Origin of the sequence: Halomonas sp., assembly GCF_041689495.1 — a bacterium.
Classification (GTDB): domain Bacteria; phylum Pseudomonadota; class Gammaproteobacteria; order Pseudomonadales; family Halomonadaceae; genus Halomonas.
In genome coordinates this window covers 1-16,268 of the sequence record NZ_JBDNGD010000029.1, presented here as the reverse complement: position 1 = coordinate 16,268, position 16,268 = coordinate 1, and the positions used below count along the sequence as shown (strand labels likewise).

Genomic DNA, 16,268 nt, shown 5'->3' with positions numbered 1-16,268 from the left:
TTGGTAATCAAAGCTGTCTCCGACCCGCCAGCGGGTGAGAATATTCTGGTCGGGAACCTGCTCGAGCAGAGCCAGGACCTCGCTGTAACCGAGTCCAAGATATTGCTGGGCTATCACGGCAAGGGTATCCCCCCGCTGGATCCTGTAGGTTTTCCATTCCGGTACGAAGGTCTCGCGGGACGCGATTTCCCGATCCAGAATGACCGGGCCCTCATCGAACATCGTCAGTTCGTCTTCCGATACCTCTTCGTAGGAAGTGGCATTGGCGACCAGACTGCCATCATGATCGAGCATTCCGCTGGCAATGGTGCCGATCACCACCGCCATATGCAGCGACCCTTCGTCGAGCACCTTGACTCCGATCTCTCGGGAATGGTCGGGGCCATCTGGGGTCTCGGAGCGCTTGCTGGAACTGTCGGAGGACTTGGCCATTACCAAGGGAACCGATGCCACCAAGGGAACCGAGGTCTCTTGATATTCGGCTGCGGCGGACTGAACGAGGTCCAGGTCCACGATCTCGGTCGCCTTCAGGCTGGAAAGGGGAACATGATCCCGGGTGGCGTCGATGGCTTGAGTGGCGATTTCGATGGCGTCAGCGACGGCCCCGCGCTCGAATTGCAGTGAGGGAAGGCCGGGTCGCCTATCGGGTTGAAGGGGGAGAATGATGGTGTCCAGCGTCTGGTTTTCGCGTTGGACATCCTGATAAGTGGTAACGATTTTCTGTGCACCCAGCACGGTAACCATGGTGGCTACCGGTAACAATAATAACTTGTGCGTGCGGGGCAGCGAATGGAGGATTCGCAACATGAAGTTTTCGCCAGTGACAGATGAAAAGAAGAAAAAAGCTTTTGAACGATAACCCATGACGGCCGCCGTGCCTATACTGTATTAAATTACAGTAATAATGGAAGCCAAAATCTGGTCGCCTGCCACCACCTTGTCAGGCTGATAATATCACTACAGGACAGGTGCCTGCTCATCGAAATATCATTCGCGATCTGGGGTGGATTTTTCGAAGATCATGCCGTGCGTTTTGCCCCATGGATACAAGGAAGTCGAGATGTCCCGAGTTACCCTGGCCCAATGGCAGATGCTGGCCGCGGTGGTCGATCACGGAGGCTTTGCCAAGGCCGCCGAGGCGATTCACAAGAGTCCATCGACCCTCAATCACGCCGTTCACAAGCTCGAGGAACAGCTCGGAGTGCAGGTATTCGAACCGGTCGGACGTCAGGTGCGCCTTACCGAGGCCGGCGAGATGCTGTTGCGCCGCGCCCGGCAGTTGATCGAGGGGGCAGTGTCATTGGAGGAGGTGGCCGCCAGCCTTGCCCAGGGTCTGGAAGCCGAGATCGTCCTGGCCGTCGACCAGATCTTCTCGCCGGACAGCCTTGCCCGGGCACTGGAGGCCTTTTCGCTGGCCTTCCCGCATGTCCGGGTGCAACTCCATGAGACCGTGCTCAATGGCGGCATCGAGATGCTACATGACAAGAGCGCCGATATTGTCGTCTCGGGCATTTCTGCCCAGGGATTTCTGGGAGATCCCCTGGGCCTGGTTCATTTCATCGCGGTGGCCCATCCGGACCATCCCCTGCATCAGCTGACGCGGCCACTCAACCTGCGCGACCTGGAACAGTATCGCCAGCTGGTGGTCAGGGACTCCGCCCAGCGCCAATCCATGGACGCCGGCTGGCTCAAGGCGGAGCAGCGCTGGACCCTGGGCCATCTGGACACCTCCATCGACATGCTCGAACGAGGGCTGGGGTTTGCCTGGATACCCGAGACGCGACTGGGCCCCTCGCTGGAGGCCGGCAGGTTGGTGCCGCTGCCCTTGGAGGCCGGAGGCATTCGTGAATATCCCATGCAATTGATCTACCGGGATCGTGATCGAGCAGGGCCGGCCACCCATGCCATGGCAGAGGCCTTGAGGAATGCGGTGAGGGTCGATTCCGGCCCCCGGGCGACTTTCGATTCAGTCGAATGATCGGGCCAATAACATCCGCTTGAGCAGCGAAGGAATCAGTTTAAACTGTTGCCTTACGATTATTCTCGTGAGGGGGCTGTATGGGCCTGTTGATTGATGGCGTCTGGCATGACCAGTGGTACGACACCGGCAAGCATGGTGGCGAGTTCGTGCGCGAATCCGCAAAGCTGCGCGACTGGATCACCGCCGATGGTGGCGAGGGACCCGATGGCCAGCCGGGCTTGCCCGCCGAGGTGGGGCGTTACCACCTTTATGTATCCCTGGCCTGTCCCTGGGCCCATCGTGTCCTGATCATGCGCAGGCTCAAGGGGCTGGATGAGGTCTTCGGAGTCTCCCATGTCAGCCCCCTGATGCTCGACAGCGGCTGGAGCTACAAGGTGGAAGAGGGCTCCAGTGGCGATCCGATCAATGGCGTCGGTTTCCATCACGAGCTCTATACTCTGACCGATCCGGACTATACCGGTCGTGTTACCGTGCCGGCCCTCTGGGACAAGCGGCAGTCACGCATCGTCAACAACGAGTCCGCGGATCTGCTGCGTATGCTCAATGGGGCCTTTGACAACGAGACCGGCAATCTCCTGGATTTCTATCCAGCGGACCTTCGTGATGTCATCGATGCCGTTGATGCCGACGTCTACGACCACATCAACAACGGCGTCTACAAGTCCGGCTTCGCCACCGAACAAGCCGTCTACGAGAAGCATGTGGTGGCGCTGTTCGAGGCGCTGGATCGCATGGAGAGTCGCCTGGCCGAGCATCGCTACCTGGCCGGTGACTGCTTCACCGAGGCCGATATCCGTCTGTTCACGACTCTGGTTCGCTTCGATGCGGTCTACCATGGTCACTTCAAGTGCAACCTGAGGCGTATCGAGGACTATCCGAATCTCTCGCACTACCTGCGCGAGCTCTATCAGTGGCCGGGCATCAAGGAGACGGTGTACTTCGACCACATCAAGCGCCACTACTACTACAGTCATGACAACATCAATCCGACGCGCATCGTGCCTCATGGGCCGCTGCTCGACCTGGAAAGGCCCCACGACCGAGATCGGCTGCCGAGCCGGGGGATTCGCGAGAAGGTGTGATCTCCTCCAGATGGGAAAGCATGGGGGCTGGAAGTAGAGGCTCGACCATGGTAGTATGCCTGCTCCTCGCATGTGCTGACCCCACCATCATGACGACGCCACCTCCGCCCGACGGGCGAGGCAAGCGCCGAAACGCCAGGCCACCGGCCAAAAGCGTTCGAATTGTGTAGATGGAGCGCCTCGATTTGTTGTTGCCACTCCGGCAGCAATGGCGCAATTGGTCGCCACACCAGCTCGAGGGTCATCCATCCGATGATCCGGGCCGGATGCTAGGTGCGACCGGTGTCCCCGACTCCGCTGTTATGTCCTGCCCCAGGCAGGCTGATTGACTCTGTTGACCGAGTCAGGGATGCCATTGTTTATCTGCCGGCGATGCCGGCTCACCAAGGTGTGATAATGACCTCGACTTCTGTCGCTACGCCGAGTTTCGACGACCTGGCCCTGCTGCCCGATTTGCTTTCTGCTGTCAGGGCCCAGGGTTACGAGACCCCGTCACCGATCCAGGCGCAAACCATTCCTGCGTTACTGGAAGGCCGTGACATGCTGGGCCAGGCCCAGACCGGTACCGGCAAGACCGCTGCCTTTGCCTTGCCGTTGTTGTCGCGAATTGACCTGACTCGCCGCGAGCCCCAGGTGCTGGTACTCGCGCCGACCCGTGAACTCGCCCAGCAGGTGGCCATCTCCTTCGGCAAGTACGGCCAGAACCTCAAGGGTCTGGAGGTGGCGACCCTCTGTGGCGGCCAGGAATACCGCGAGCAACTGTCCGCCCTGCGGCGTGGTGCCCAGGTGGTCGTGGGTACCCCGGGGCGGGTGATCGATCACCTGGATCGTGGCAGCCTCAAGCTCGACGGGCTTTCCGCCCTGGTGCTCGATGAAGCCGACGAGATGCTGCGCATGGGCTTCATCGATGACGTCAAGCGCGTCGTAGCCGATACCCCCAAGGCGGCGCAGCGCGTCTTCTTCGCCGCGACCCTGCCGACCGAGATCGAGCGTATCGTCAACCGTTACCTGGTCGATCCGGTGAAGGTCGCCATTGCCTCCGCGGAGGGCACGGCGGCGAGCATCGAGCAATTCCTGGTTCGCGTCGATGGCGGGGCCAAGCTGGAAGCGCTGGCTCGCATCCTCGAGGTCGAGCCCGTCGACGGTGCCATCGTCTTCGTGCGTACTCGTGCGGCCTGTACCACCCTGACCGAACAGCTCAGCGCCCGTGGCCTCAATGTCGCCAGCCTTTCCGGCGACCTGGACCAGAGCCTGCGCGAGCGTACCGTCACCCGGCTCAAGCGTGGCAAGGTCGACATCCTGATCGCCACCGACGTGGCCGCCCGTGGCCTCGACGTGTCGCGATTGACTCATATCATCAACTATGACCTGCCCCAGGATGCCGAGGCCTATACACACCGTATCGGTCGTACCGGTCGTGCCGGTCGTACCGGTGTCGCCATCACCTTCGTGGGCTTCCGTGAGGGTCGCAAGGTCGGCTGGATCGAGCAGGCCACCGGCCAGTCCCTGAGCGAGATGGCGGTACCCGATGAGGCGGCCATTCGCGCCCATCGTGACGAGGCCTTCCACCAGCGCGTGATCGCGGCCCTGACCGCCGGTGCCGACGAGCAGCGTGCTCTGGTCGAGCGCCTGGTCGCCGAAGGACATGATCCCGTCGAGCTGGCCTGTGCCTTCTCGGCCATGGCGCGTGCCGACGAGGCGCCCATCGGACGCCTGCAGCCGCCGCGCAAGGAGCGCACCGAGCGCTCTCCCCGCGATGGCAAGCCGGCGCCGCGCCGCGAGCGTGGCCCCAGTGAGGGGATGACACGCTATCGCGTCGCCGTGGGTCATCAGGATGGCGTCAAGCCCGGCCAGCTGGTGGGTGCCCTGGCCAACGAGGGGGGTATCGAGGGCGCGAGGATCGGTCGCATCGATATTCGCAGCGCCTTCTCCGTGGTGGAACTGCCCAGCTCTCTGCCCGCCAGCATCCTGGCCAAGATGGCTCGTGCCCGGGTGGCAGGTCGTCCGCTGGAAATCAGTGAGGATGGTGGCGCGCTCGAGCGTGCCCCGCGTCGTCGTGCCGACGGCGATGCACCGATCCGGCGTCGTACCACCGCCTGATCGCCGCCGGGCCTGAGCCCGGCGTCATCTCGAGAAGGCCCCGCACCGGCAATGCCGAGGCGGGGCCTTCTCGTGTCAAGGCGAGTCGTCAGGGACTCAGGCGCCTGACAGTCGCTCGCCCAGTGCCTGCATGAAGCGGCATCCTTGTTCGAGCTGCTCGATCGCCAGAAACTCGTCGGACTGGTGGGCCTGGCCGATGCTGCCCGGGCCACAGATCACTGTGGGCAATCCCTCGCGCTGGAACTGGCCGGCCTCGGTGGCATAGGCCACGGCACCGGCGGGCCGTTCCCCCACCAGGTCCTGGCAAAGCGAGAGCACGGCGATATTGTTGTCGTCGGCCAGGGCAGGGACGGTGGTGTTGAGCGCTTCGGTGACGATGGCGGCCTCGGGAGCCCGGCGTCGCATGCCCGCTTCGAGTTCGAGGGCGGTGGCCTCGACCCGCGCCAGGAGTTCCTCGAAGCGGTCGCTGGGCAGGTGGCGGATCTCCCAGTCGAAGGTGCATTCCCGCGCCATGATGTTGATCGCCGTACCACCCTGGATCCTGCCGACGTGCAGGCTGGAGTGCACTACGTTGAAGGCTTCGTCCACCCGCCCCTCGGCGCGCAGTTCGGTCATGATGTCCTCTATGCGGGTCACCAGGCGCGCCGCGACATGGATGGCGGAGACACCCTGGTCCACCTGGCTGGAGTGGGACGCACGGCCGGTGACGGTGGTTCGCAGGTTGGTGGCTCCCTTGTGGGCGACCACGGGGTGCATCATTGTCGGTTCCCCGACGATGACCGCCGATGGCCGAGGGTGATCGGCCAACAGGCGTTCGATCATGCGTGGCGCGCCGATGCAGCCCACCTCCTCGTCATAGGAGAAGGCCAGGAAGATCGGCTGGGTGAGCTCCAGCCTCACCCAGTGCGGCACCTGAGCCAGGGCGCAGGCGATGAAGCCCTTCATGTCGCAGGTGCCGCGGCCGTAGAGCCGGCCATCGCCCTGGTCCACCAGACTGAAGGGGTCGGTGGACCAGGGCTGGCCATCCACCGGGACCACGTCGGTATGTCCCGACAGGACCACGCCGCCCTCTACCGCCGGGCCGATGCGGGCCAGCAGATTGGCCTTGCTGCCGTCGTCACTCTCGATCCGCCAGTGCGGGACCTCGTGCGCGTCGAGGACGGTCTCGACGAAGCGGATCAGTTCGAGGTTGGAGTCGCGTGACACGGTGGCAAAGGCCACCAATCGTTCGAGATACTCAAGGACTGACGTCATGCGGGCTCCATGGCTGGCTCTGGCGAGGGCCAGACTACCATGATCCGGCGTTTCGGCCAGGCCGGAACCCCCGCCGCATGCGGCGAGTCGAGCATGACAACCGGCCATTGGCCTATCCTATCGGAAAGCTTGCAGGGAGAGACCCATGAGCCCACGACAAGATGCCGGGATGGCGTCCGTTGCCTCCACGGCCACCAGCCGGAGGCAGGGGGAGAAGCTGAGTGATCGTGTCTACGGTGACATCATCGACAGGATCATCCAGGGCGAATACCACGAGGGTCAGCGGCTCCCCTCGGAAGAGAGTCTGGCCCAGAGCCACGGAGTCTCCCGGCCCATCGTCCGGGAGGCCCTGGCGAGGTTGCGCGAGGATGGCCTGCTGCGCTCCTACCGCGGTGCCGGGAGTTTCGTGTGCCTGCGGCCAGACCGGGCGATGCTCGATTTCGCTCCCCTGGAGAGCCTTGCGGATATCCAGCGCTGTTTCGAGTTTCGAATCGCGGTGGAGGCCGAGGCGGCAAGGCTGGCAGCACTCAATGCCACCGATGAGGATCGGGCGGACATCTCGGCGGCCTTCGGCCTGCTCGAACGGCGGATTCGCGAAAATGCCCTGGGCGTCGATGCCGACTTCGGCTTTCACCTGGCCATCGCTCATGGCACCCACAATCGCTTCTTCGCCGATACCCTGGTTTCCCTCCAGCCATCGATTACCTATGGCCAGTGTCTGGCAAGGGGGCTTGGCCAGCGTCGTCCCAGCTTTCATCTTCCCGAGGTCCAGGAAGAGCACCGTCGCCTCCACGACAGCATCATCGCAGGGGAGGCCTCCCGGGCTCGCCTGCTCATGCGTCAGCACCTGAGCAACTCGCGCCGCCGAGTCTTTCAGGGTTGACAACTTTTACAACTTCGCTAGAATGTAAGGGGTGACTGTACCACCCCTGCCCGCGGTTCGGCTGGTTCAGGGCCTCTCATTTTCCAGCACAATAATCATATCGGGAGCATGCCATGAAATTCTCCAAGTCCACCCTCGTCGGTGCCGTGTCGGCCATCGCCCTCGCCGGCATCGCCGGTAACGTCCAGGCGGCCTACCCGGAAGAGCCGATTTCCTACGTGATCCCGTTCAACCCGGGTGGTGAGTCCGACATCACGGCGCGTTTCCAGGAGCCGATACTTGAGGAGATCCTCGGCGTCAGCGTCAATGTCTCTCACCGTCCCGGTGGCGGCGGCGCCGTCGCCTGGAGCGAGTTCCAGAACAATGCCGAACCCGACGGTTACGAGCTGATCGGTGTCAATATCCCGCACATCATCGGCCAGCCGATCCAGCGCTCCGATGCCGGTTTCGAGACCGACAACTGGGAAATCATCACTTTCTTCCATTCCACGCCCAATGCCCTGATCGTTCCGGCCAACAGTCCCTTCAACACCCTCGAGGACCTCGTCGAGTATGCACGGGAGAATCCCCAGGCCGTGACCCTGGGCGGCAGCGGTACCTACAGTGCCAACCACCTGGACATGCTGCGCCTGGAGCGTGAGGCCGACATCGATTTGACCTATATTCCCTTCAGTGGCACCGGGCCTCTTCCGGCGGCGCTGGAAGGCAACCACGTTGCCGGTATCTTCAACTACACCATGCTCGGTGTGCAGATGGAGGATCGGGTCAAGGTCTTGGCAGTGGCCTCAGAGGAGCGCGTGCCGGCGCTGCCCGATGCGCCCACCTTCAAGGAACAGGGCTACGACATCGTGGGCGGGGCCTATCGTGGTGTCGCGGCGCCCGCGGGCACACCGCAAGAGATCATCACGGTGCTGGAAGACGCCTTCGCCGAGGCCAACCGTCGCATCACCGCGAAGCAGGAACCGCTTGGCTTCGTGATGGAATACATCACCGGTGATCAGGTCGACGAGGTCATCACGCAACTCAGAGAGGCCTACGCTCCGATCCTCGAAGCAACCGAGTAATCCTGCCGTCCCTCCTGCCAAGGCCCTGATCAGGGGTCTTGGCTTTTCCTGTGTTCATCGTTGCGGCTCCCGAGGGAGCCGTCGGGGGTACTGACTCATGGAAATGCTGCTCGAGGCACTGGCTTCCTTGATGACCTTCGAGAGTATCATCACGGTGCTGGTCGGGGTCTCGGCGGGGCTGTTGATCGGCTCCCTGCCGGGCCTCACGGCGACCATGGCGCTGGCTGTGCTCCTGCCGTTCACCTTTTCCATGGAGCCTCTCCAGGGCCTTATCGCCCTTGGGGCCGTTTACATGGGGTCCATCTATGGTGGCGCCTTCACCGCCATCCTGATCAATACGCCGGGGACACCATCGTCCATCGCCACCACCTTCGATGGGTACCCCATGGCACGCCAGGGGCGGGCCTACGAGGCGCTGGCCGGGGCGACCATCGCCTCGGTGATCGGCGGGCTGGTGGGGGTGGCCTTCCTGTTGCTGCTGGCTCCTCCCCTGGCCCGCTGGGCCGTGGCCTTCGGTCCCTCGGAGATGTTCTGGGTCGCGATGCTCGGCCTGACGCTGGTGGCGAGCCTGTCCAGTGGCTCCTTGCTCAAGGGCATGATCGGGGGCTGTATCGGCATGCTGCTGAGCACCGTCGGGGTGTCACCGGTGGGTGGGGAAACCCGCTTCACCTTCGGCTTTCCCGCCATGCAGGGGGGGATCGAGCTGATCGTGGCCCTGATCGGGTTGTTCGTGATTCCCGAACTGCTGAACATGGCCGCCGAGGGCCGCAGCAATATTTCCGAAAGCGGGGAATTCGGCAAGACCAAGGTCGGTATCCGACAGGTCGCGCGCCATATCCTGGGCAAACCCGTCAACCTCATCCGTTCGTGTCTGATCGGCCAGGTCATCGCCATCATCCCCGGGGCAGGGGGCAATGTGACCAGCCTGGTGGCCTACAACGAGGCGAGGCGGTTCTCGAAGGACCCCCAGAGTTTCGGCAAGGGCAATATCGACGGGGTGGTGGCCTCGGAGTCGAGCAACAATGTCATGGTCGCGGGCAGCATGATCCCCCTGCTGACCCTGGGCATTCCCGGTGCGCCGCCGGATGCCATCATCCTCGGCGTGCTGCTGATGCATGGCCTGCGGCCGGGGCTCGACCTCTTTACCGAGTCCGGTGTCCTGACCAATGGCTTCATCCTCTCCATGGGCATGGCTGCCCTGATGCTGCTGCCGGTGGGGCTTCTCGGCGCTCGCCTGATCCACAAGGTGGTGATCAAGACCCCGTACCATTTCATGGTACCGGCCATCGCCATGGTGACCATCCTTGGCACCTTTGCCCTGCGTAACAGCCTGCTGGACGTCGGCATCATGATGATCATGGGCATCGCGGGCTATTTCCTGCGCCTCATCGGTATCCATGCGGCGCCCATCGTGCTGGGGCTGATCCTCGGGGGCATCGCCGAACAGGGTTATGTGCAGACGATGCTGGCGGCCGTGGTCGATCCGATCCCCTGGTTGCGGCTGGTCAGTAATCCCCTGTCGAAGGTGCTTGCCGCGCTGGTGGTGCTGGGGGCCGCCACGGCGATGTTGCCGGCCTGGCTGGAGCGGAGTGGTCGGCTGGACAAGGGCTCGCCGAACCGAGGAGATGACTCATGATACTGCGTCTGAATACCGATATGGCCGCGGGAGGTTTCGGCCTTGTCTTCGCGGCCGTGTTGTGGCTTGGAGGAACGGATATCGGACGGCTCAGCATCCTTTTTCCCCGCGCCATTCTGGTGATTCTGGTCGCCTTCTCCCTCTTGCTGTTCGTCAAGGGATTCTTCAGGCCGGGGGGGCGCTCCATCGAGATACCGGGTAGCCCGCAGCGTCTGGTGATCCTGATCCTTCTCCTGCTGGTCTGGTGGTTCGCCATCGGCAAGCTGGGATTCGTGGTATCGAGCTTCCTGGTCATGCTCTTCATCACCTGGTTTCTGGCCAGGGTCGAAGGACCGGTCTCCTGGAAGCGCCTGCTGCTCTGGACGCCGATCATCGCCGTCATGGTGGGAGGCTTCTATTCCATCTTCACCCAGGTCCTGAATGTCCGCCTGCCCTCAGGCCTTCTGTTCTAGGAAATCAGCATGAGAATCACCGACATTCGCGAAGCGCGCGTCTCCATCGCCTCCGACATCGCCAACGCCTACATCTCCTTCTCGAAGATGGATGTCTCGGTGCTGGCCATCTATACCGATGCCAGGGTCGATGGCCGCCAGGTGGTGGGCTACGGCTTCAATTCCAACGGCCGCTATGCCCAGAGCGGCCTGCTGCGTGAGCGTTTCCTGCCGCGCCTGAAGGAAGCCGATGCCGCCGCCCTGCTCGACGAGAGCGGGGCCAACCTGGACCCCTTCAAGGTCTGGTCGGTGCTGATGGCCAACGAGAAGCCCGGCGGCCACGGCGAGCGTTCCGTGGCGGTGGGCATCATCGACATGGCGATCTGGGACATCGTCGCCAAGGTAGAAAACAAGCCCCTGGCGAGGCTGCTCGCCGAGCGTTTCGACGACGGCAAGCCTGATGCGCGGGTGCCGGTCTATGCGGCAGGCGGCTACTACTATCCGGGCAAGCAGATCAGCGCCCTGCAGGAGGAGATGCGCGAGTACCTCGGCATGGGCTACACCTGCACCAAGATGAAGATCGGTGGCGTGCCCTTGGCCGAGGACCTGGAGCGCGTCGAGGCCGCCATCGAGGTGGTGGGAGAGGCCGGCCGCCTGGCCGTGGATGCCAATGGCCGCTTCGATCTCAGGACTACCCTGGCCTTCGCCGAGGGCCTGGCGCCCTATGGGGTGCGCTGGTACGAAGAGGCGGGCGACCCGTTGGACTTCGCCCTTCAACAGCAGCTCGGCGAGCACTACGCCGCCCCCACGGCCACCGGCGAGAACCTCTTCTCTCATCAGGACGTGCGAAATCTGCTGCGCTACGGCGGCATGCGGCCCGATCGAGACATCCTGCAGATGGACCCGGTACTCAGCTACGGCTTGGTGGAGTACATGCGCATGCTCAAGGAACTGCGTGCCCATGGCTGGTCTTCCCGCCAGTGCATTCCCCATGGCGGCCATCAGTTCGCTCTTAACATCGCCGCCGGCCTCAAGCTGGGGGGCAACGAGTCCTACCCCCATGTCTTCGCCCCCTTCGGCGGCTTCGCGGATTCCACGCCGGTGGAGGAGGGCCTGGTGGCGCTTCCCGACATGCCGGGTATCGGTTTCGAGGACAAGCGTGAGCTGATGGCGGTGTTCAAGCAGCATCTTCACTGAGGCGCTCGCCGCTCATTAGTGGCGAATACCGCCTGCGTGACTCACGCTTGAATCAGGTATCTAGTGTGAGAGGTGTCTGTCATGAGCTATGTCGACGGCTTCGTTGTGCCGGTCCCCCTGGACCGGCTGGACGATTATCTGCGCTTGACTCGCCACGCCGGCGAGATCTGGAAGGAATACGGCGCCCTGGAGTATGTGGAATGCGTGGGTGATGACATCAGGCCGGGAGAGCAGACCTCTTTCCCCCTGAGCGTCAAGCTCGAACCGGGCGAGACGGTCGTCTTCGCCTGGATTCGCTATGCCTCGCGAAATGACCGCGACCGTATTCTGACCCAGGTGCTGGAGGATCCCCGTTTCGGCGACATGATGGACCATGCCGATCTGCCCTTCGACAGCAAGCGGCTTTTCTGGAGCGGCTTCATGGAGCGAGTTCGACTGTAGGTGCGGGGCCGCCAGGGGGCTTGCGACTCACGTTGGCAAGCCATCTGGTGCCGGTTAGTGGAAGGCCGGCTCTGCCGGGCGAGGGGTACGACTCACTTGGCAAGTCATCTGATGCCGGTTTGTGGGAGCCCGGCTCTGCCGGGCGAGGGGTGCCCCTGTGGCAGCACGATCAGACGAGATGCTCCCAGAGCGAAAAGTGATACTATAGTGTCACTAATCATTGGGTTCGGGGTGATCCTCATGAAAGTTGAGTTGGTGACAAGCCTCAAGCGTCAGGCAACAAAAATCCTCGCGGATCTGCATGTGTCGAAAGAGCCGGTGTTGATCACCGAACATGGCCAGCCATCGGCCTATCTGGTTGACGTTCAGGACTATGAACTCATGCAACGTCAGCTAAGGCTTCTGGAGGGGCTCTCACGCGGGGAGCGGGCGGTACTCGAAGGGAAAATTTACAGCCACTCGGAGGCCGGGGAGACCATGAGTAAATGGCTGACATAATATGGACGGAACCCGCCCTTCAGGCATTGAATGCCATAGCTGAATACATTGCCCTGGATAATCCGTTGGCTGCCAGCCGTCTGGTCAAACAGACCTTTACTCATGTCGAACGTCTGGAAAATTTCCCGAAATCGGGGCGTATACCGCCGGAACTTCCAGACTCGGTCTACAGGGAGGTGGTGGTGCCGCCGTGTCGAGTTTTCTATCGAGAAGACGGGAACCGAGTGTTGATACTGTATGTGATGAGAGATGAGCGGGAGCTTCGTGCTTTCATGTTGCAAGGAGTGTAAGAAATCGGAGAGGTACCTTTATTTCTCGCGCGAGCGGCCGTTCTCCGCGCTGATGCTTTCGACGTTGACCTCTCAGGTCGAGGAGGCGGGGCGTGAGAACTCAATTGGCGGTTTCCGTGTCGCCACTGAGGGTAGCGATCAATCGCCGGGAGCCGCCATGGTCGCGATGCTCGCCGAGCCAGATGCCCTGCCATGTGCCCAGCGCCAGGCGGCCGTTGCGCACCGCCAGGGTCAGTTGGGTGCCCAGGAGGCTGGCAATGACGTGGGCCGGCATGTCATCCGGCCCCTCCATCGTGTGTCGGAAGTAGGGCAAGTCGCCCGGCACCAGGCGGCGCAGAAAGGCATCCATGTCGTGGCGCACGTCCGGGTCGGCGTTCTCGTTCAAGGTCAGCGAGGCCGAGGTGTGCAGCAGTTGCAAGTGAAGCAACCCGACGTGGCAGCGTGCCAGGTCGGGCAGGGCCTCCACGACACGGTCGGTGACCAGGTGAAAGCCCCGCTCCAGGCCGGGCAGTCGTAACTCCTGTTGCCGCCACATCTCGGCCTCCTCATGACTGGGATCAGTGGGGTGTTGACATCAAAGCAAGCCCGCCTCAGAGGTGAGCGTCACGCCCTTACGCTGGAAGACCTTATTGACCCCGGTAAGGTCCGGCGCCTTTGCTGAGATCTCCCGGCTCAATTCTACCGATTCCAATGAGGGAACGTCATGGCAGGGCAGGCCCTATCCCGGTCCAGGGTATGGAGAAAGGCGTGGAAGCCATACTCGACCGGGGCGCCTTCCACCAAAGGCGTAGGGGAATCCAGACCCGCTCAGTAAGCCATTGCCCACTGGTGCTCAGGCCGCTTTGCTGCCAGGCTGTTTAGTCAGAGAATGTTGCCGGCAGCGCTGGGGCTCCAATCACAGCCGGCGAATCGCGCAGGGATGAGACGATGATCCTTCGAGAAAAGGACGCCTACACGGGCGCCGACGAGCGCGGCTACTATGGCCACAAGCAGGAACAGGACGTGGCTTTCCTTCTGCGAACCCCATCACCTGACCGGCATGTACGGCCAATACGGCTACTACGCGAAGTGCCGCAGCTGCGGCACCAATACCTCCATGAAGCAGCCGTGCCCCGCCTGTGGATGGAAAAGCGTTCAAGTGTCCAAGGATGGCCAGGTCTACACCGGGACCTGCCGGAAATGCGAACACCAGTATCTGGTTTATCAGCAGGGATAGGGGAGGGCGTGATAGCAGAAAACGCCCCAAAGGGGACGTACCGACAAAGGCAGTAAGCACGTTCATCCGTGTTATGCAGCATGCACGGTGATTGGTGTTATACTGCCGAGCCATACTTAATTCCTAGTAATTTCAATAGGTTAATAGGCGGTCGAGCATGCAGAATAACATTGTTTAACGCGCGAGCGCGTTCAAGTGGAATATCGATCACGCTATCTAATACCTGTTAGGCCAAAAAACAGTATACGTGCACTATAGGAGAAAGAATGAAAACGATTGTGAAAAAGATATTTAAAGGCTTGGGCTACGAAATCATGCGTGTACCAGAGTCATCAAAGCTTAAGGGAGATGGCCGCGTTCAACACAATATCGAATTTATTCATGATGAAAAATTTTGATTTGAGTTTACACATCTAACTTTAGACGGAAACCAATATTTCGTCCCAAAGTATGACTTACATCGACCGGCAGTTAAAAACTTGTTAAACGGCAATCTATACGAGCCTGATACTCATGATTTTGTTAAAGAGTTTTGCAAATCATTCAAAGGCTCAATGGTGCACGCAGGTACTTTCTTCGGAGATATGATTCCCAATTTCTCTAATTTTGTATCGGGAAATGTCTATGCATTCGAGCCTGTTTTTGAAAACTACATTCTCGCCAAGTTATGCGTGGACAGTAATAACTTAGTAAATGTGATATTAATGAATTCTGCTCTTTCTGATAGTTTAGGTAATCTTTATATCAATACAAGCCAGAGCGGCGGTAGACATGCGGGTGGCGCTTCGACCATATCTGATAAAGGAGCGATTTGTGCTGCAATAAATATTGATTGCCTTAATATTGAAGACTTGGTGCTAATTCAGTTGGATGTAGAGGGGCATGAACTAATCGCATTAACTGGTACTCATGAAACAATTCAAAAAAGCAGGCCAGTAATAGCCATAGAAGACAACAATGACAATTGCACAGATTTTCTTTGCAATATCAAATATGAGAACGCTGGTCATATACCAGGTTTAACCATTTGGGTTCCAAGTGAAAATAATAGATACAAAGAAAAAATCGCATCATTACAATGCTGAACCAGTTTTTGCCATTTGTAAATGACCTAACAAGACAAATGCACTCGGACGTCAAAAAGCGCCGCTCCTTCGTCGCTCTGCTTTTTGACACCGGTGATTTGCGGCGTTAGGCGGCTTAAACCTAAGCGTTAGGTTTCTCGGGAGCAACCGCAAGCGCACTGTCTCCCCAAATCGCAGGCAAACCCCAAAGGAAGTCGGCCCCATGAGCATCAAACGCATCTTCCCCAGCGCCAATCATCTTCAGCCGGTTGATGGCGAGCCCTTCAGGTCTGTCATTACGGAGTCGGTTGAAGCCGCAATCGTGGCTTGGTACGTAAAGCCAGGCCAAAGAATTTCAGCTCATCTGCATCCTGAAGGTCAAGACACCTGGACAATCCTATCCGGCCACGGCCAATATCAACTCGATGCCGCCGGCAGCTCAAAGCAGATCACCGCAGGCGATGTCGTCGTTGCTCACAAAGGTGATGTTCATGGCGTACTAAACACTGGTTCTGAACCGCTGGTTTTCATATCTGTCGTGTGCCCCGCTCTTTCCGGGTTTGAGCTACTCGAAAGCCAATATGCGCACACAGAGATCTAATCCTTCCGTCGAGAGAACGTGCCCCGGCAAGCCAGGGCACGGCCCTCACCTCAAACGTTAGGCGGCTTAAAATAATTACGCCGTTTATTTACGCTGTGACAATTGGCCTTTACGTGCAGGCTATCGCACAAACGCCGCCCAGGCTGGCGCTCGGGCATCGTGCAAAAGTGTCTTTTCTGAACATCCTTTTGGATTTGTTGGTTTGTGGCGCTCGGCTAAACTCCATGTACAAACGTATGTACAAACGTAAGTTTGGTCGAGCCAAGCCCAAGCCCAAGCCACAGTCGTTGTAGTCACTTTCAGCGTCAGCATTAAGCCCTGCCTAACCAAGGGTTCAAGGCGTTCGCTGCGCTCACTGGGACTGGCTAAAGCCAGCCCCTTAACCTAAGCGTTATGCATCAAGGAGATGGTTATGGAGAAAATCTCGGTTGCGGAGAAGTTTTCGCTCTTTAGTAAAGAGTGGACTCCAAAAATCATCGCGGAGTCTAACGGACAATTGGTGAAGCTGGCTAAAGGCAGCGGTGAGTTAG

The 16,268-nt window shown here is 60.3% G+C and carries 16 protein-coding genes and 1 pseudogene; 14 read left to right on the top strand and 3 right to left on the bottom strand.

The window, feature by feature from the left end; genetic code table 11:
* A pseudogene (locus ACESMD_RS00970) lies at positions 1–864 on the bottom strand (hypothetical protein); the annotation flags it as partial.
* Between the two features lie 196 nt (positions 865–1,060).
* On the opposite strand from ACESMD_RS00970, the gene ACESMD_RS00965 reads away from it, so the two are divergent.
* From ACESMD_RS00965 to ACESMD_RS00955, 3 genes are all read left to right on the top strand, one after another.
* The gene (locus tag ACESMD_RS00965; RefSeq protein WP_372609458.1) at positions 1,061–1,978 is read left to right on the top strand and encodes a LysR family transcriptional regulator; all 918 of its coding nucleotides are present in this window, start codon (positions 1,061–1,063) and stop codon (positions 1,976–1,978) included.
* Positions 1,979–2,058: 80 nt separating this feature from the next.
* The gene (locus ACESMD_RS00960; protein ID WP_372609456.1) at positions 2,059–3,063 is read left to right on the top strand and encodes a glutathione S-transferase family protein; all 1,005 of its coding nucleotides are present in this window, start codon (positions 2,059–2,061) and stop codon (positions 3,061–3,063) included.
* Positions 3,064–3,459: 396 nt separating this feature from the next.
* Positions 3,460–5,163: a DEAD/DEAH box helicase gene (locus ACESMD_RS00955; RefSeq protein WP_372609454.1), complete on the top strand. Its 1,704-nt coding sequence runs from the start codon at positions 3,460–3,462 to the stop codon at positions 5,161–5,163.
* Positions 5,164–5,259: 96 nt separating this feature from the next.
* Here the strand turns inward: ACESMD_RS00955 and argE are convergent, their stop codons facing one another.
* Positions 5,260–6,417 (bottom strand): acetylornithine deacetylase, encoded by a 1,158-nt coding sequence (argE, locus tag ACESMD_RS00950; protein ID WP_372609452.1) that lies wholly within the window; start codon positions 6,415–6,417, stop codon positions 5,260–5,262.
* A 145-nt stretch (positions 6,418–6,562) separates the two neighbouring features.
* On the opposite strand from argE, the gene ACESMD_RS00945 reads away from it, so the two are divergent.
* The 8 genes from ACESMD_RS00945 to ACESMD_RS00910 all read left to right on the top strand — a co-directional run bounded on the left by ACESMD_RS00945 (position 6,563) and on the right by ACESMD_RS00910 (position 12,857).
* Positions 6,563–7,300, top strand: a complete 738-nt coding sequence (locus ACESMD_RS00945; RefSeq protein ID WP_372609450.1) for a FadR/GntR family transcriptional regulator — start codon at positions 6,563–6,565, stop codon at positions 7,298–7,300.
* 113 nt (positions 7,301–7,413) lie between these two features.
* Positions 7,414–8,364 (top strand): Bug family tripartite tricarboxylate transporter substrate binding protein, encoded by a 951-nt coding sequence (locus ACESMD_RS00940; RefSeq protein ID WP_372609448.1) that lies wholly within the window; start codon positions 7,414–7,416, stop codon positions 8,362–8,364.
* Positions 8,365–8,461: 97 nt separating this feature from the next.
* Positions 8,462–10,000, top strand: coding sequence for a tripartite tricarboxylate transporter permease (locus tag ACESMD_RS00935; RefSeq protein ID WP_372609446.1), 1,539 nt, complete (start codon positions 8,462–8,464; stop codon positions 9,998–10,000).
* The gene (locus ACESMD_RS00930; RefSeq protein WP_372609444.1) at positions 9,997–10,452 is read left to right on the top strand and encodes a tripartite tricarboxylate transporter TctB family protein; all 456 of its coding nucleotides are present in this window, start codon (positions 9,997–9,999) and stop codon (positions 10,450–10,452) included. The genes ACESMD_RS00935 and ACESMD_RS00930 overlap by 4 nt, the downstream gene beginning before the upstream one ends.
* 9 nt (positions 10,453–10,461) lie before the next feature.
* Positions 10,462–11,628, top strand: coding sequence for a mandelate racemase/muconate lactonizing enzyme family protein (locus ACESMD_RS00925; protein ID WP_372609442.1), 1,167 nt, complete (start codon positions 10,462–10,464; stop codon positions 11,626–11,628).
* A gap of 81 nt (positions 11,629–11,709) precedes the next feature.
* Positions 11,710–12,069, top strand: coding sequence for a DUF1428 domain-containing protein (locus ACESMD_RS00920; protein ID WP_372609440.1), 360 nt, complete (start codon positions 11,710–11,712; stop codon positions 12,067–12,069).
* A 240-nt stretch (positions 12,070–12,309) separates the two neighbouring features.
* Positions 12,310–12,567: a type II toxin-antitoxin system Phd/YefM family antitoxin gene (locus ACESMD_RS00915; RefSeq protein ID WP_372609438.1), complete on the top strand. Its 258-nt coding sequence runs from the start codon at positions 12,310–12,312 to the stop codon at positions 12,565–12,567.
* Positions 12,555–12,857 (top strand): type II toxin-antitoxin system RelE/ParE family toxin, encoded by a 303-nt coding sequence (locus tag ACESMD_RS00910; RefSeq protein ID WP_372609436.1) that lies wholly within the window; start codon positions 12,555–12,557, stop codon positions 12,855–12,857. Before ACESMD_RS00915 ends, ACESMD_RS00910 begins: the two co-directional genes overlap by 13 nt.
* 100 nt (positions 12,858–12,957) lie before the next feature.
* Here the strand turns inward: ACESMD_RS00910 and ACESMD_RS00905 are convergent, their stop codons facing one another.
* The gene (locus ACESMD_RS00905; RefSeq protein WP_372609434.1) at positions 12,958–13,392 is read right to left on the bottom strand and encodes a secondary thiamine-phosphate synthase enzyme YjbQ; all 435 of its coding nucleotides are present in this window, start codon (positions 13,390–13,392) and stop codon (positions 12,958–12,960) included.
* Positions 13,393–14,339: 947 nt separating this feature from the next.
* Here ACESMD_RS00905 and ACESMD_RS00900 point away from each other — a divergent pair.
* The 3 genes from ACESMD_RS00900 to ACESMD_RS00890 all read left to right on the top strand — a co-directional run bounded on the left by ACESMD_RS00900 (position 14,340) and on the right by ACESMD_RS00890 (position 15,738).
* Positions 14,340–14,471 carry a hypothetical protein gene (locus ACESMD_RS00900; RefSeq protein WP_372609432.1) on the top strand — a complete coding sequence of 44 codons (132 nt, stop codon included), beginning with the start codon at positions 14,340–14,342 and terminating at the stop codon, positions 14,469–14,471.
* Positions 14,472–14,552: 81 nt separating this feature from the next.
* Positions 14,553–15,158: an FkbM family methyltransferase gene (locus ACESMD_RS00895; protein ID WP_372609430.1), complete on the top strand. Its 606-nt coding sequence runs from the start codon at positions 14,553–14,555 to the stop codon at positions 15,156–15,158.
* A gap of 202 nt (positions 15,159–15,360) precedes the next feature.
* Positions 15,361–15,738 carry a cupin domain-containing protein gene (locus tag ACESMD_RS00890; protein ID WP_372609428.1) on the top strand — a complete coding sequence of 126 codons (378 nt, stop codon included), beginning with the start codon at positions 15,361–15,363 and terminating at the stop codon, positions 15,736–15,738.
* Positions 15,739–16,268: the final 530 nt, after the last annotated feature.

Bases quoted from the DNA above. Each gene is read 5' to 3' on its own strand.
- ACESMD_RS00965 (WP_372609458.1), top strand. From the start codon at position 1,061: ATGTCCCGAGTTACCCTGGCCCAATGGCAGATGCTGGCCGCGGTGGTC.
- ACESMD_RS00960 (WP_372609456.1), top strand. From the start codon at position 2,059: ATGGGCCTGTTGATTGATGGCGTCTGGCATGACCAGTGGTACGACACC.
- ACESMD_RS00955 (WP_372609454.1), top strand. From the start codon at position 3,460: ATGACCTCGACTTCTGTCGCTACGCCGAGTTTCGACGACCTGGCCCTG.
- argE (WP_372609452.1), bottom strand. From the start codon at position 6,417: ATGACGTCAGTCCTTGAGTATCTCGAACGATTGGTGGCCTTTGCCACC.
- ACESMD_RS00945 (WP_372609450.1), top strand. From the start codon at position 6,563: ATGAGCCCACGACAAGATGCCGGGATGGCGTCCGTTGCCTCCACGGCC.
- ACESMD_RS00940 (WP_372609448.1), top strand. From the start codon at position 7,414: ATGAAATTCTCCAAGTCCACCCTCGTCGGTGCCGTGTCGGCCATCGCC.
- ACESMD_RS00935 (WP_372609446.1), top strand. From the start codon at position 8,462: ATGGAAATGCTGCTCGAGGCACTGGCTTCCTTGATGACCTTCGAGAGT.
- ACESMD_RS00930 (WP_372609444.1), top strand. From the start codon at position 9,997: ATGATACTGCGTCTGAATACCGATATGGCCGCGGGAGGTTTCGGCCTT.
- ACESMD_RS00925 (WP_372609442.1), top strand. From the start codon at position 10,462: ATGAGAATCACCGACATTCGCGAAGCGCGCGTCTCCATCGCCTCCGAC.
- ACESMD_RS00920 (WP_372609440.1), top strand. From the start codon at position 11,710: ATGAGCTATGTCGACGGCTTCGTTGTGCCGGTCCCCCTGGACCGGCTG.
- ACESMD_RS00915 (WP_372609438.1), top strand. From the start codon at position 12,310: ATGAAAGTTGAGTTGGTGACAAGCCTCAAGCGTCAGGCAACAAAAATC.
- ACESMD_RS00910 (WP_372609436.1), top strand. From the start codon at position 12,555: ATGGCTGACATAATATGGACGGAACCCGCCCTTCAGGCATTGAATGCC.
- ACESMD_RS00905 (WP_372609434.1), bottom strand. From the start codon at position 13,392: ATGTGGCGGCAACAGGAGTTACGACTGCCCGGCCTGGAGCGGGGCTTT.
- ACESMD_RS00900 (WP_372609432.1), top strand. From the start codon at position 14,340: ATGAAAACGATTGTGAAAAAGATATTTAAAGGCTTGGGCTACGAAATC.
- ACESMD_RS00890 (WP_372609428.1), top strand. From the start codon at position 15,361: ATGAGCATCAAACGCATCTTCCCCAGCGCCAATCATCTTCAGCCGGTT.